This window comes from Thiomicrorhabdus hydrogeniphila, assembly GCF_054656895.1.
On sequence record NZ_BAAHXL010000001.1, the window covers coordinates 1,078,242 to 1,093,555 of the forward strand.

Annotated in this window: 13 protein-coding genes and 1 pseudogene; 10 read left to right on the forward strand and 4 right to left on the reverse strand. The window is 35.9% G+C overall.

Annotated features, from left to right (window positions below; translation table 11 throughout):
• Positions 1-18 precede the first annotated feature (18 nt).
• Positions 19-447: an acyl-CoA thioesterase gene (locus ACYQ0E_RS04755; RefSeq protein WP_460187099.1), complete on the reverse strand. Its 429-nt coding sequence runs from the start codon at positions 445-447 to the stop codon at positions 19-21.
• Between the two features lie 99 nt (positions 448-546).
• Here ACYQ0E_RS04755 and aroC point away from each other — a divergent pair, with 99 nt between their 5' ends.
• The 5 genes and pseudogenes from aroC to ACYQ0E_RS04780 all read left to right on the forward strand — a co-directional run.
• A complete protein-coding gene (aroC, locus tag ACYQ0E_RS04760; RefSeq protein ID WP_460187100.1) occupies positions 547-1,647 on the forward strand; it encodes a chorismate synthase in 1,101 nt (366 codons plus the stop codon).
• A gap of 777 nt (positions 1,648-2,424) precedes the next feature.
• The gene (locus ACYQ0E_RS04765) at positions 2,425-3,582 is read left to right on the forward strand and encodes an MFS transporter (RefSeq protein ID WP_460187101.1); all 1,158 of its coding nucleotides are present in this window, start codon (positions 2,425-2,427) and stop codon (positions 3,580-3,582) included.
• Between the two features lie 50 nt (positions 3,583-3,632).
• Positions 3,633-4,028 (forward strand): lactoylglutathione lyase, encoded by a 396-nt coding sequence (gloA, locus tag ACYQ0E_RS04770; RefSeq protein ID WP_460187102.1) that lies wholly within the window; start codon positions 3,633-3,635, stop codon positions 4,026-4,028.
• Positions 4,029-4,131: 103 nt separating this feature from the next.
• Positions 4,132-4,449 carry a pyrimidine/purine nucleoside phosphorylase gene (gene ppnP / locus ACYQ0E_RS04775; protein WP_460187103.1) on the forward strand — a complete coding sequence of 106 codons (318 nt, stop codon included), beginning with the start codon at positions 4,132-4,134 and terminating at the stop codon, positions 4,447-4,449.
• A gap of 229 nt (positions 4,450-4,678) precedes the next feature.
• Positions 4,679-5,596, forward strand: a pseudogene (locus ACYQ0E_RS04780) (IS256 family transposase, variant Zn-binding type); the annotation flags it as partial.
• 38 nt (positions 5,597-5,634) lie between these two features.
• Here ACYQ0E_RS04780 and ACYQ0E_RS04785 read toward each other — a convergent pair.
• A complete protein-coding gene (locus ACYQ0E_RS04785) occupies positions 5,635-6,525 on the reverse strand; it encodes a hypothetical protein (protein WP_460187104.1) in 891 nt (296 codons plus the stop codon).
• 327 nt (positions 6,526-6,852) lie between these two features.
• On the opposite strand from ACYQ0E_RS04785, the gene ACYQ0E_RS04790 reads away from it, so the two are divergent.
• The 5 genes from ACYQ0E_RS04790 to ACYQ0E_RS04810 all read left to right on the forward strand — a co-directional run bounded on the left by ACYQ0E_RS04790 (position 6,853) and on the right by ACYQ0E_RS04810 (position 12,855).
• The gene (locus ACYQ0E_RS04790; protein ID WP_460187105.1) at positions 6,853-8,439 is read left to right on the forward strand and encodes a SulP family inorganic anion transporter; all 1,587 of its coding nucleotides are present in this window, start codon (positions 6,853-6,855) and stop codon (positions 8,437-8,439) included.
• A gap of 436 nt (positions 8,440-8,875) precedes the next feature.
• The gene (locus ACYQ0E_RS04795; protein WP_460187106.1) at positions 8,876-10,621 is read left to right on the forward strand and encodes a sensor domain-containing diguanylate cyclase; all 1,746 of its coding nucleotides are present in this window, start codon (positions 8,876-8,878) and stop codon (positions 10,619-10,621) included.
• Positions 10,622-10,663: 42 nt separating this feature from the next.
• Positions 10,664-11,578, forward strand: coding sequence for a PilZ domain-containing protein (locus ACYQ0E_RS04800; protein ID WP_460187107.1), 915 nt, complete (start codon positions 10,664-10,666; stop codon positions 11,576-11,578).
• Between the two features lie 6 nt (positions 11,579-11,584).
• Positions 11,585-11,857: a (2Fe-2S)-binding protein gene (locus ACYQ0E_RS04805; protein ID WP_460187108.1), complete on the forward strand. Its 273-nt coding sequence runs from the start codon at positions 11,585-11,587 to the stop codon at positions 11,855-11,857.
• A gap of 131 nt (positions 11,858-11,988) precedes the next feature.
• Positions 11,989-12,855, forward strand: a complete 867-nt coding sequence (locus ACYQ0E_RS04810; protein ID WP_460187109.1) for a Cof-type HAD-IIB family hydrolase — start codon at positions 11,989-11,991, stop codon at positions 12,853-12,855.
• 158 nt (positions 12,856-13,013) lie between these two features.
• Here the strand turns inward: ACYQ0E_RS04810 and ACYQ0E_RS04815 are convergent, their stop codons facing one another.
• Positions 13,014-13,949 (reverse strand): metal ABC transporter permease, encoded by a 936-nt coding sequence (locus tag ACYQ0E_RS04815; protein WP_460187110.1) that lies wholly within the window; start codon positions 13,947-13,949, stop codon positions 13,014-13,016.
• A complete protein-coding gene (locus ACYQ0E_RS04820) occupies positions 13,949-15,310 on the reverse strand; it encodes a metal ABC transporter permease (protein WP_460187111.1) in 1,362 nt (453 codons plus the stop codon). Before ACYQ0E_RS04820 ends, ACYQ0E_RS04815 begins: the two co-directional genes overlap by 1 nt.
• Positions 15,311-15,314 lie beyond the last annotated feature (4 nt).

Here is a 15,314-nt window from a genome sequence, read left to right on the forward strand (position 1 = left end):
TAGAATGAATACCTATTCTTATATTTGATAAGGTTCTATAAACGCTTTAGGTATTTTCTTGGGTTTATGATTGGCTAAATCAATACACACATAAGTGGCTTGTGCCGTAAATACAGTTTTAAAATCTTGTTCTCTTATTATCTGAAATTCACGTTTTCTTAAACAACAGCCTTGTTGTTCGCCCACCCACGTTGCAATATGCAATATATCGCCTAAATAACAACTCGCTTTATATTGCATAGCATTTTCATACACCGCCATAATACGGTTTAATTCACGCTGTTTTTCATGGTTTATGCCAACGGATTTTGCGTGTTCCCAAGCCACTTTTTCTATCCAAGCCAAATAGCTTTTATTATTCACATGGCCTAAAAAATCTAAGTCATCTTGGCTAACGATATGTTGGTAAATAAAAGGGTTGGGGTATTGCCAATTTAATTGTGTCATTTTGGGGTTACTCAATTTAAAACTCAACGCTGTGAAAATGCAATTTAAGCGGTTTTTAGGTAGAATAGTCCGATTATAACGAATATTGAGAACAGGTTTATGTCTGGTAATACTTTAGGTCAAAATTTTAGAGTCACCACCTTTGGCGAAAGTCACGGTTTGGCGTTGGGTTGTATTATTGATGGTTGCCCACCAGGCCTGGAACTTTGTGAAGCGGATATTCAAGTAGAGCTTGATCGCAGAAAGCCTGGTACATCAAAACATGCTACGGCACGTCGTGAAGACGATGAAGTGCAAATCTTATCTGGCGTGTTTGAAGGCAAAACCACAGGCACACCAATTGGTATGATTATTCACAATAAAGACCAGCGCTCTCAAGATTATTCAAAAGTGGCACAAACCTTTAGACCGTCACATGCCGATTACACCTATACCCAAAAATACGGTTTTCGTGATTACCGTGGTGGCGGGCGTTCATCAGCACGTGAAACCGCAATGCGAGTAGCAGCTGGTGCGGTGGCTAAAAAGTATTTAAAAGAGCGTTTGGGTGTTGAAGTAAAAGGCTATCTTTCACAGCTTGGGCCAATAACGGTAGAAAACGTAACCTGGCCATTTGACAACTCAAATGAATACTTTTGCCCAAATCCAGAAAAGAGTGAAGAAATTCGTGAATACATGGATAACCTGCTTAAACAAAAAGATTCAGTGGGTGCCAAAATTACCATTGTGGCTAAAAATGTACCGGTTGGGTTAGGTGAGCCAGTATTTGACCGTTTAGATGCCGATTTAGCCCACGCTTTAATGAGCATAAATGCGGTAAAAGGCATTGAAATTGGCGATGGTTTTGCTGTGGCGGCACAACGTGGAACAGAGCACCGTGATGAAATGTCACCAAAAGGATTTGATTCAAACCACTCTGGTGGTATTTTGGGTGGTATTTCAACTGGCCAAGATATTGTGGCGCATATCGCCTTAAAACCGACTTCAAGTATTATGACACCAGGCAAAAGTATCAATGCCGATGGTGAAGCGGTTGATATGGTCACTAAAGGTCGTCACGACCCTTGCGTTGGTATTAGAGCTACACCTATTGCCGAAGCGCAGATGGCCATTGTGTTACTAGACCATTTTATGCGTAACCGAGCACAAAACGGCGATGTGATTGCACCTATTATGGATTTAGCACACGCGGGTCAGTAATGTAATTAGCTGTAGGCCATATAAATAGGCTCGTTATAAATAAAGTAATGGCTGTAAAACCCAAAGCGGAGTAAGGGGCTTTTAACATAATCTTTTTACAGAAGTTGAGAAGCCTTTTTAATCAAATAACTTTGCCTTGTTTTCTTCACTCAGGCTTCCCGTTACTTTTTGCAGTTTGGCAAAAAGTAACCAAAAAACAAACCCCGCTCCATAAATGGGCAAGTTCTAAGCTGTTCACTGACAATCTCGCAACTTGCTGAGCAAGCCCAGCTTCGAACAGTCGAGATTGTTTAACCGTTCTCTACGCTAAGAACTTTGCACCATTTATTACAAGGGGAACTTAGGTGTTTGCCGTTTTAATTAGCCATAAACACAAAGCTTAATTGTGGGTTATAGTTTTAAACGAATAAACATTGCATGTGATAACAAATAATTAATTTTGTTTTCACTAAGCGGGTGACGTCTAATTTTCTAAATCTTATACTCCGTTTTTATTTATGCCTTATTTAACATTTATTTGGCTTAAATTATCATTTTAACCATCTTTCATACATATTAAATAGAGCCATTTACCAGGCCTGGTAAAAATATTTGGGTAAACCTGTTTTAAGATAGATAAAAAATTTAACTACGAAAATACAAAGCATTAGAAAATCTAAACTTATTTTTTAACCTTCGTGTCTCTGTGCCTTCGTGGTTAATTTTTTACAATACTGGCACAATATCTACTTAATATAGATAGCTAAATACTACAGTGAGTTTAGTCGTAAAAACAATATGAAAAATTGTTCCTATCAAACAGCTTATAAACAGTTGTCATTTCATTATTTTTTGTACTTTGCGGTATTGGGTACCACTGTGCCTTATATGGGGTATTACTTGCAGTCATTGCATTTTACCGCCATAGAAATTGGGCAATTACTTGGCATTATGATGTTTACCAAAGTGATTGCCCCCAATATTTGGGGGTGGTTAGCAGACCGCAATGGTAAATCAATTTACTGGGTACGGTTAGCGACAGTATTAGCAGCAATAGCGTCAATTGGTTTAATTGTGTTTCAAAGCTATTGGGCGGTATTTTTTACCTTAATGGTATTTAGTTTTTTTTGGCACTCTTCATTACCGCAGTTTGAGTCGTACACGTTTAACTGTTTAGGCAAAAAAGATAAGCATCGTTACGGGCAAATCCGATTATGGGGTTCCATTGGGTTTATTACGGCGGTGGTTGCCATTGGTTGGCAAATAGAACACTTTTCAGTCAAATGGGTGCCAATAGATTTATTGCTTATATTATTGGTTGTTTGGGGCAGTAGCTATTTAGTCAAAGATGGTAAGCGTCAACCACATGACGGTGAAAGTCACGGCTTTATGCAAATAATAAAACGTCCTGAAGTTTTGAGTTTATTGATAGTAAGCTTTTTAGTGCAGTTATCGCATGGTGCTTATTATGCGTTTTATACCATTCAGTTATCGGGATTAGGTTATGAAAAAACCATTATTTCATTATTGTGGGCATTAGGTGTATTAGCTGAAATTGCGGTATTTTTTTGGATGAGCCAAATTTTTAGGCGCTATAAAATTCGTATGCTAATTTTACTCAGTATTGGTTTAACGATAATTCGTTGGGCATTAATTGGTTCACTGGCCGATTCTGTTTTTTGGATGTTATTTGCTCAGTTGTTACACGCGGCCAGTTTTGGTTTGTTTCATGCCGCCGCCATTTATTTAATTGATACTTATTTTAAGGGCAATAATCACGGTAAAGGCCAAGCAATATTTGCTGCATCAAGCCATGGTTTGGGCGGAGCTTTAGGGATGTTGTTGGCAGGTTACACCTGGACATACGGCGGAGCACCATTGGCTTATGGTTTAAGTGTGATTATGGTGATAGTAGCATTTTTGATTGCATTAAAATGGACAAAAGAACCATTGTAAATTATGGTATTTACCTGTTTGAAATTTATAAAAAATAAAAAGGAAACCTCATGCGTTTATTACACACCATGTTACGAGTTGGCAATTTAGAAAAATCCATTGCGTTTTACACAGAAGTAATGGGCATGCAGTTATTACGCCAAAAAGAATACCCAAAAGGGGAATTTACCTTAGCGTTTTTAGGTTACGGCAATGAAGATGAAAATACTGTTTTGGAGTTAACCTATAATTGGGGAACAGAATCGTATGATTTAGGCAATGCTTACGGACACATTGCTATTGAAGTCCCTGATGTGTATAAAGCTGCCGAAGCGGTTAAAAATGGCGGCGGTAAAATTATTCGCGAAGCTGGGCCTATGAACGGGGGTGATACCATTATTGCATTTGCTGAAGATCCTGATGGCTACCAAATTGAATTTATTGGTGAAAACCACGTTAGAAAATAAATCATCAAATAACGGTCTTTTATAAACCAAGATTAAAATAGAATTGCTGTAATCTTGTTTGCTATAATTCGGCCGATTTTAGTTTTAAAATAAGAGAATAATTATGTCTAAATTTGAAAATGTAACCGTATTAAAAGAAGCGTCTGTGTACTTTGACGGTAAAGTAACAAGCCGTACTGTTTTATTTGCTGATGGCTCTAAAAAAACATTAGGTATTATGATGCCTGGTGAATATGAATTTGGGACGGAATTAGCAGAAAATATGGAAATGCAATCTGGTGATGTAGAAGTATTATTACCAGGTGAAACAAACTGGAAAGCCATTCCAAATGGTACCAGTTTTGATGTACCAGCAAACTCTAAGTTTGGTATTAAAGTGAATAATATTGCTGATTACTGCTGCTCTTATTTTGCAGAGTAATTCAATAGTTATTTCTAAGTATTAATGGTATTAAAAACGCAATTTATCTTCTGTTTACATTGCGATCCAGGTCACAGGGCATACCAGGCCTGGTAAATTGCGTTTATATTTAATTTTGAGTTAATGAAAAAAATAGGGGTCTGTTTTTAGATGTAACCTGTTTAAAATAAAGGGTTTTTAGGTAAAGTTTTAAAATGAGTTTTAAAAGTTTGCGAAAAAATGCCCTAAATGCACCTCAAATAGAACCAAAAAGGCAGGCAAGCGTAACGGTATCCAGCGTTACTTTTGTCACGTCTGCCAATCAAAATTCCAGCTCAAACGAAAGCCTAAAAAACACATCGATAAAGTCTTTAAGGAATACTTCTATCAAAGACAGACACTTCAATGTTTGGCCGATAAATACAAAGTAAGCATCCCCACTATTCGGTCATGGATTTCACAATATACCCCAACAAAAGCAACCGCAATTCCAAGTGACATCATCCTCATTGCAGATGCGACTTTTTTTGGTAAACGCATCGATAAGTTTGGCGTACTTGTGTTTAAAGATGCCATCACATCTAAGGTACTCTGCTGGCGTTATATTCAAACAGAAACAATTCAAGATTACATCGTTTTAAAACAAGAATTAGAGGATCAAGGATTCAATATAAAAGGTGTCGTACTCGATGGACGAAGAGGCTTAATTCAAGCGTTTGAAGGAATTCCTGTTCAATTATGTTTATTCCACATACAGGCGACTATCACCCGTTATTTAACAAAAAATCCCAAGCTAATACCTGCAAAAGATTTAAAAGAAATCGCTGGATATATTCAATATGTTGACGAAGATTTATTTAAAGAAATGTTGGAAGAATGGTTTTCAAAACACGAAGCATTTTTAAAAGAAAAAACATTTCATGAGCATTCAAATCGATGGAGTTATAAACATCGTAGAGTAAGATCCGCTTATCGAAGTTTGAAAACAAATATAGCATTTATATTTACCTATCAAAAACGCAAACGGCTTCAAATCCCAACCACCACAAATGGACTTGATGGCGGGGTATTTTCACCATTAAAAAACTTACTTAGTGCGCATAAAGGAATGAATTTTGAGTTAAGAAAAAAGCTGATAGATGACTTTCTAAATACCTTACAAAAATAATGGTATCAGACCCCCGTTTTTTTCATTAACTCTTAATTTTAATAAGCTTGAACACCGTATTTTAAAAGTAGTTTTGGTAGGTGGTCATCTAAATTCTGAACTTCATAATCTTTTAGTTCAATTAAGTTAAAACCATATTTTTTATAAATTTCTATTTTTTTCTTTTTTCTCTCTAAATATTTTGGTTGATCTTCAAGCCCCCAGTATTCAATATAGACCTTTCCTGCTGGTATATAAAAATCAGAATACACATCTTCTTCTATCGGAAGTTTTCTTTCATAGGCATGTACAATTTCTGCCATATATAGCCAATTATCTATAAGCATTTCTGCTTTTGAACGTACCATGTGACCATCTGTTGTTCTGTGAGTGGCTTTGAACTTATCTCTAAATTCTTTTTTGGTTTCTTCTAATGAACTTGGTTCTTTGTTATTACCTTTCAATTGTTCAATAGTCTCTATTAGAGATTTATTTTCAATAATTGCTTGCGGCCAACGAACATAGGGAATACCAGAGCGATAGTCCTCCGATTGAATTGCTTTTAATTTAAGACCTTGTGCTGTTGCTTGCCAACCTTTTAGAGCTTTTTTAATCCAGCCAAGTTCAGAGAGGATTTGATTTGTCTTGTTAGCTGAGATTTGGAAGTGTTGACCAATGGTTTTAGATGTTAATTGTGATTCTTGTAGGGGAGCTGTTTGTTGAGGTTGTGCAGTTACGCTTGAAAAGTTCTCTGGCCATACAATGTATTTACCAAACCGTTTACTTTCTTGGTAACGGCCACCTTGGGAAATGCCTAAATCTGTTAATTCCCAGGAGTCATTGGCTTTTTGTATCCATTGTGCTTTTTCAAGTAAGCTAAAAAGCTCTTTAGTACTAATGTTTTCTTTTTTACTTAATGCTGAAGTTGAAAGGTAGGTTTCGCTAGACATGGTATATCCGTGTTTTATGTAAAAACGCTTATTCTATAAGTTTTTACAGTAGTAGTCATGCATTGAGTGGTGTTAAAAATTCTTAACTTTGTTTCTGTTGACTATCTTTTTTCTTTTTTTGATATTTAAAAAGAAAATGTAAACCAAAATGAATCAAAATCAGTAGTACAAAAAATCCCATGGCGATTTCGCCAATATGGTGAATCCACATAAAAATTATCCTCTATCTCTCTTACACAAGTAAGTTGGCCAACTAAGGCGTTGAATATCCGACAATTGTACTGTCTTTTTGATAGAATTTGCACACATTAAATTTTAGGAGTTTTTATGGACAGTCCAAGTCAGTCTTTTCATTGGCGAACTTATAAAAATGACACGCTTTCTGGTATTACGGTTGCATTAGCACTGGTGCCAGAAGCGGTGGCATTTTCATTTGTTGCCGGTGTACATCCTTTAGTTGGCCTTTATGCCGCGATTATTGTGGGAATGATTACGGCAATTTTTGGTGGTCGCCCAGGGATGATTACAGCCGCTGCGGGTTCTTTAGCCGTTGTGATGATGCATTTAGTCATGGAACATGGCGTTCACTTTCTGTTTTTAGCCGTCATTATAATGGGGTTAATGCAAATATTTATAGGCTTAATGAAGTGGGGGCGGTTTATTAGAATGGTGCCCAGTTCGGTTATGCTTGGCTTTGTAAATGGTTTAGCGCTTATTATATTGTTTGCGCAATTTACGCAGTTTAAAGATGCTTCTGGTGCTTGGTTGAGCGGTGACAGCTTAAATATTATGATTATGATTATTGTTGCGACTTTAGCGATAATTTATTTGTTACCTAAAATTACCAAAGCAGTCCCATCTGCTTTAGCTGCTATAGTGTTGGTTTCTTTGGCGGTGGTCTTTTTTGATATTAATGCGGTTACAGTTGGTGACAAAGCTTCGGTATCTGGAACTTTAGAATCGCTTATTTATGGCGATGGTGTTGAAGGTGGTTTTCAGGGGTTAAGCTGGTTTACAACGTTGCCTGATGGTTTTTGGTCACTGCAAACATTGTGGATTGTATTGCCATATGCCGTAATTTTAACCATTGTTGGTTCGGTTGAATCTTTATTAACCATGACATTAATTGATGATATTACTGAAACACGTGGTAAGGCTAATAAAGAGTGTATTGCATTAGGGGCTGCAAACTGTACAGCTGGTGCATTTGGAACAATGGGTGGTTGTGCATTAATTGGCCAATCAATGATTAACGTAAATTCAGGTGGTACTGGACGATTGTCAGGTATTTCAGCCGCGCTTGGGTTATTAGTGATTGTCTTAATCGCTTCCTCTTGGATTGAAATGGTACCCATTGGGGCTTTGGTTGGGTTAATGTTTTTTGTGGTGATTGCCACATTTAATTGGTCAAGCTGGAATATTATGCGCGGCATGACCAAAATGGATGCCTTTGTTATGGTTTTAGTAACCGTTCTTACCGTTATGTATGATTTAGCGATAGCGGTTATTGTGGGTGTGATTGTGGCGGCTTTGGTATTTGCTTGGCAGCACGCACAGCGCGTTATTTTGGAAGAAAAAACCGAAGAAATTGATGGTAAGGTAATTAAAACGTATAAAGTGCAAGGTCCGTTATTTTTTGCATCGGCACAAAATTTTATAGATATGTTTGACCCAAAAAATGATCCCGATTGTGTAAAGATTGATTTTATGCATTCTCGAGTGTACGACCATACTGGTATTGAGGCGATTAATAACTTAACCAAAAAGTATTTAAAAGCAGGTAAAAGATTAACTCTTAAGCATTTAAGTCCTGAATGCCAAGTGCTTTTAGAAAATGCCAAAGATTTAATTGAAGTAAATGTTTCTGAAGATCCGCATTACCATGTTTCAATTAGCGGTAAAGAAGACAAGTAGCCTGCTTAGCGTTTATTTAATTGTGGCATAAAGCACCTTAGGGTGCTTTTTTATTACTTATGGGTTATTTATCGATAAAATAGATAAGAATATTATTATTTTATGATTGAATGATAATGAATTTATTATAAGAGACCTTTGCACGAGTCATGGGCAAAAGAAAAATGAGCGAAAATTTTTACTACTTAAGGCCTGAAACGCAGTTAATAGCTAGCTATTGACAAGTTTTAGAACGAAAAGCAGTGAAATTTTAGCCATTTTTACTTGTTTATGATCTCGTGCAAAGGTCTCTATAAATAGCATCAATGTATTTTAATGCGTGATGACTATCTTTAAGAAAGATGAAAGTTAATATTGAATATGTCACAACACATACATCTGCATATCTTTAACAAACTATATCTGTATTCAATTTATCTAGCTGAAGAGGTTTGGAATGAAAAATAGCAAAAAAATCATTCAGCTATTGGCTATTGGGCCCGTTATCATCATTCCGGCCATTGTGTTTTTTGTATCAAGTTTAATTATTGAATCTGAAAATAATACCTATCAAAGGGCTATGGAGCAGGTCAAGGTCGATTATCTTGAAACAGAAAAATCTCGTATTCGGTCCAAGGTAGACAATATGGTTGATTTAGTCAGTTATAGACAGTCTATTATCAATCAAAAACTTCATGATCGTATTCAGAGTAGAGTGGATGATGCCCGTAGAATAGGTCTTTCTCTATATCATTATTATGTCAATAAGCTGCCTGAAGCTGAAGTTAAAAAGATGATTGTTGAAGCTTTGCGGCCTTTGGTTTGGAATAGCGGTGAGAGTTTTATATGGATACTCGATTTTGATGGGAATTTTCAACTAGCACCAGAGTATTTAACGGATTTAGAAGGCACTTCTATTCTTGATTTTAAAGATGCGACAGGGCGAAAGATAATACGAGAAGAAATTGCGATAACCAAAAATAGAGGCAGCGGTTTTCTTTGGGATACGTTTACAAAGCCAAATGAGTCAACTAAAAAACAGTTTAAACAACTTGCTTATGTTCAAAAGTTTGGAATTTACAATTGGTATTTAGGGTCAGCGGAATATTTAGATACAGCTCGAAAACATACAAATAGAGAATTATTAGAAGCGATAAATCAAGTTGGTAAAGGAGATTCGAGTTATTTTTATGTTGTAGGTTCCCAAGGAAATGTATTGGCTAATAACGGTAATACAGGAATTGTGAATCAAAATGCACTCCAGTCTACTGAATTAAGTATACGAGGCATATACCACAAAATATTGAAGCGGGCGAACAGTAAAAAAAGTAATTTTATTTCTTATCATTGGATTAATCCGGCCACTGGTTTAATTGAAAAAAAAATGGCATATGTTAAAAAAGTTCCTAATAGTGATTGGATTATTGGCAGTGGATTTTATCCAGATTCAATAGAAAATAAGATTGATACTCGAGCCTATTACATCAAAATGCAGCATGAACAGATATTACGTCATTTGAATAAAATAACGTGGTTTTCTATGTTGATTGCAGTCATTGTTTCTGTATTTATGTCATTGATGTTTTATCGTGTATTTATAAATTACCAAGATGGAATGTTACACATAAATAATGAATTAAAAGACAATAATATTGAATTAGAAAATCAGGTTTTAGAAAAAAACAAAGAGTTAAATAGACTTAAGCTAAAATTAGATGTGATGGCTGCAAAAGATGATGTTACGCAAACAGCAAATAGATCATTATTAATGAGTCGTATTGTTGAGGTCATGAACCGTACAAATCGATTTAATGAGCCTTTTTCGGTATTGATTTTAGATATTGAAAACTTAAAAAAAGTGTATGAAGAAAAAGGGTATCCATTTGGTGATGAAATCTTACAATCGAGTGCTGTAATTATTGGTAACCAACTCAGAAGTGTTGATTTATTTGGACGTTATGTTGGCGAAGAGTTTTTAATTGTGATGCCAAATACTCTAATAGAAGATGCCTATTTACGAGCTAAAAAGATTCATTATGCAATTAAAACAAATGACTTTAATCTAGACTATCCTCTAGCGCTAAGAATTGGGGTTGTGCAATATGAGAAAGGCCAAAATTTAAGTGAGCTGGTTAAGGCATTACACATTTCTTTAAATAGAGCCTCTGAAAGCGCAGATAATAAAATTTATAAGTATCAATAATCGTATTGCTAAACTTTAAAATGCAATTAAGAAGGAAATAAAATGACGGCAGAAAAGAGAATGTTTTTTCGTTTTGATGTCACTTTACCTTTTTATATAGAGGCTAGAGATGAAGATTCTGCTTGTTTTCACGTGGCAAGTGGTCAAATTGTTTCTGCTTTAGAAAAACAAAAAATTGAAGCATTAAATCAATCGATTGATACGCTGTTTCATGATGCCAAACACATCGACAATGGTAGTGTTGATGTGTTTACAGGCCTTAATAACAAACTTGATTTTTTTGTTTGGCTTTTAGATTCATTAATGAATAATCTTAATGTGTTACAGTCAGATAGATATCAGCAACACTTACAAGATCAACATCGATTTATTATCCCAAGTTCTAATAAATCATCTAAGGTACTACCACTGTTACAGGCTTTATCTAATCGTATAGACTTATATATTGATGAGTTAAGTTTGGTTATGAAGCACTCTATTTCAGACCGTGTTTTTATCTACAGTCATTCTGAGGTTAAACCTTTTAATGTTCGTAGTTACGTTGGTGGTTTAGAAACTTTAGCAGAATCAGGTAACTGGTTAGCCAAAATTATTGTGGATTTAACACAAAAATTAAATACTTATGAAGGCATGCTAGACCGACTTAAAAAGCTGCATAGTCAATTGTCGGATACTGAAAATTGGCCACATGAAAAGGTCAATTTAGGTGAAGGTGGTTTGGCTATATTTAGCCAACAAAACTTTACGTTAAACCAAAAAGTCTGTCTGTTATTAAAACTAGATGAGACCCTTATTTTTGCTAAAGCGCTGTGTGTTTATCAAAGCAAGCCAAGTGATGACTTAGGTTATAATAGAACGGCTTTTGAGTTTCAAGAAATTAGTTCAGAAGATAGAGCGCATATCGTGAGATATTTAATGGCGCAAGAATTAGCTTTTCATCAAGTTAATCAAGATTAAAACAGTATGCTTAATAAAAAAGACTCTAAAGTAGAGCAGGATAGTTTACCAAGAGAATTAAGTAAAAACTTGTCTAGAAACGTTTGTGTTTGTTATGACGTGCCTAAACAAGAAATTATTAACAGTGTTTTAAACGGGGCTAAAACACTGGATGAAGTGAGTAACCAAACCTATGCTTGTCAAGGAAGTGGTTGCTGTATTATGCAAGTGGAACGGTTAATTGAACTTACAAAAGAGCATAAAGAGACCCTTATCACTGAATTAAATAAAGCAGAATGAATGGCATAATTTAACGTTTATTGTACTGAACATTAAGACGTTAGCCATTTTGTTTATTTATTACTATTGAAAGTTTGTTTGAGGTATTCAAGCTTACTTTGGTAATGAAATACACCAATAAAAGTTGCCCTATGAAAAAACCTCAATCTAAAAACAGGATTGTGCCTGTTAATCCCTTAATAACGTCAACTTCCCATCAAAATATTCATTTGGTTGTGTGTGATCTCGATGGCACTTTATTAAATCCAGAACATAAATTAACCTCAAAAAATAAACAGGTTTTACAAGACTTGGTTAAGCAGGGGGTTCAGGTGATGTTAGCAACGGGCCGACATTACCAAGATGTGTATTTAATTGCAGAGCAAATTGACATTGAGATGTGCCTAATTACCTCTAATGGCGCACGAGTACATGACCATAAAGGGGATTTGTTATATGAAAATCATATGCCTGCTAACTTGGTTAAACAGGTCTTAGCGTTGTCACAACATTTTGATATTCATCGTAACCTTTACCAACAAGATTTATGGTTAGTAGAAGAACCGCACGAAGCCTTATTGGCAATACATGAAACTTCTGGTTTTGAGTATAAATTAAGAGATTTTTCTGATATAGATTTGAATCATATTGATAAGATTTACTTTACGGCAGAACACAACAATTTAGTGGATTTAGAACAAACGTTAACCAAACAACTTGGTGATAAATTAACGATTACTTTTACCTCACCCGAGTATCTTGAAGTAATGAATTTAGGTGTATCAAAAGGCCAGGCCTTGCAAATGATTTTGCAACAAAAACAAATTCAATCTAAAAATGTGATGGCTTTAGGTGACGGAATGAATGACAAAGAAATGTTAGCTTTAGTTGGTCATGGCGTGGTTATGGATAATGCCAGTGATATGGTGAAGTCTTTACTTGAACATTTACCCATTGCAAAATCAAATGCCGAAGATGGCGTAGCCCAATATCTAAATGCCACTATATTAAAGCAGTAAATATTTTGCAAATCCCCGCTGGATTTACCAGGCCTGGTAAAAACGAAAACTCTAATAGATACATTTGTTTAAAGGAATGTTGTCTACTTTTTTAAACCTTCGTGTCTTTGTGTCTTCGTGGTTAATAAATTGGCTTTAACTAATATTAAATCGTTGTATTAAGCCGTAGTAATTAGGCGTTTCCGTTGAGTGCTTTTTTTGACTTGTTGAATTATGACAGTTATTAACAGTAATAATCCAGCGCTTACCGCAATCGATGCTGAAATTGAGCTGTCTAGAATAAAAGCGATGCTATAACCTATAAGAACGGCCGCTTGTGAATAGGCTACCGCAATCCATAACATGGTTTTTAATGTTGAAGCCAAAAGATAAGCCGTACTGGCAGGTATCACCAATAAAGCCACTACTAAAATAGCGCCTACGGCATCAAATGAAGCCACCGTAGTCATAGAAACCAATGTCATTAAAAAGTAGTGCCAAAATACGACATTAATGCCTAATGAAGCGGCTAAAACAGGGTGAAATGCAATCGTTTCTAAACGTTTAAAACCAATAACAATACTGACCAATACAATTAAAAAGACAATACCAATACCCCAAAAGGCTCTAGGGCCAAGATCGACACCTTGTTCAAGTCCTCCAAATGAGATGGTATCAAAAGGTACAAAAGCAATTTCACCATAAAGAACGCATTCTTGGTCTAGGTCAATTTGCCCTGCATACAGTGAAATTAATATGACACCCGTGGCAAAAAACAGTGTAAAAATAATGCCGATACTGGCATCACTTTGTAATTTACTAACTTGATGTAAGGTGGTACTTAACCAAGCAGTAAGCAAACCAATAATAACGGCACCCGCCAGCATAATAGGCAATGAGCGACTGTCCGTGATTAAAAATGCCAAAACAATACCTAATAAAACAGAATGGCTAATGGCATCGCCTATTAAAGCTTGACGGCGCAAAATTAAAAATACACCCACCAATGCAGAAGAGGCCGCCACCAAGCTAGCGGTGGCAATAATCCAAAGATCATTCATCCCAAGTTCGCTGATGTGTTGTATTAACTGACTAAACATTGCAGAACTTTCCATTACGCCATGCCTCCATTATTAGATGGAGTTGATTTTCCTTGCAATGGAATTGGGTTTCCATGCGGATCTAAATGGGCGTTGTCTAATTCATCTTGTAATTGTTGCTCTTGGCTTTCTGTCAAAATATGTTCTATACGTTCAGCTTGTTTGTGTACTTGTTCTGGTGTGAGTTGCGCTTGTTCATTAAGGTAGTTTTCCCATAAACGGTGACGGCGAGTTAATTGTGTGGCCATTTCTAACCCTTTTTTGGTTAGTCTAAACCCTCTTGCAGATGATTTAATGAGTTGTTTTTTACACAGTAATCTTAAGGTTTTTTGTAGGATAGAAAACGGCATACTACGTAACGCTTGAATATCTGCGATATTAAAATCTTGTTGGTCAATATTATTACGTTCAACGAGTTTAAAGAGTGTGCGCAAAATATTTTCTTCGGCCACTTTTTGACGCAATTTTTTATGCTCTAAAAAGTTTTTAATTAAGCCTTTATTAGGAGCAAATAATAAAGAGATAAAGAATAATCCCGATAAGCTGACGACCATCCAAGGCCCTGTGGGCATAGCAGGTGCAAGATAAGAAATTTGCGTGCTAATAAGTGCACTAAAACCACCGATAATAGCAGATAAAATTAATAAAAATTTGAGCTCATTGCTCCAAAACCGAGCCGCAGCAATGGGAGTGAGTAATACTGCAGCCATTAATACAACGCCCACTAATTGCAAACCAACCACAACGGACATTACAATCAGTAAAGCCAGTAAGAGTTCATAAGCGTCTACATTTACGCCAAGGGTTTTTGCATAGTTTCGGTTAAAGGCTATTAAGCGTAATTTTTGAAAAAACAGGGCAACACTGATTAAAATAATAATGGCCACATAGCCTAATAATTTTATGTCGGCTTGCGTCATTGCTGCGGCTTGACCAAATAAGATTTTATCTAGACCGCTTTTATTTTCAACGTTTAAACCTTGAATATAAGAGAGCAACATTAAGCCTAACGCAAAGAAAAAAGAGAGGGTAATGGCAAGGGCAGCATCGGGTTTGATTTTGGTATTTTTAGGGAGCCAATCAATAATAAAAAAGCCAATAAAGCTACTGGTTACAGCACCTAAAAACATCACTAATGGATCACGTGTTTGAAACAACAAAAATGCCATCATTACGCCTGGTAAAGCCGCATGTGCAAGCGCATCACCAATGAGTGAACGTCGGCGTAAAAAAGCAAAAGCACCAATAACAGAAGCACTCATACCTAATAATACTCCGCCAATTAACACCCATAAGGCATTCATATCTTCAAATTGCCAAAAGGTGACTAGATTATCCCAGGCAGAATTAGATTGAATTAAGGTAAAACCATCCATTATC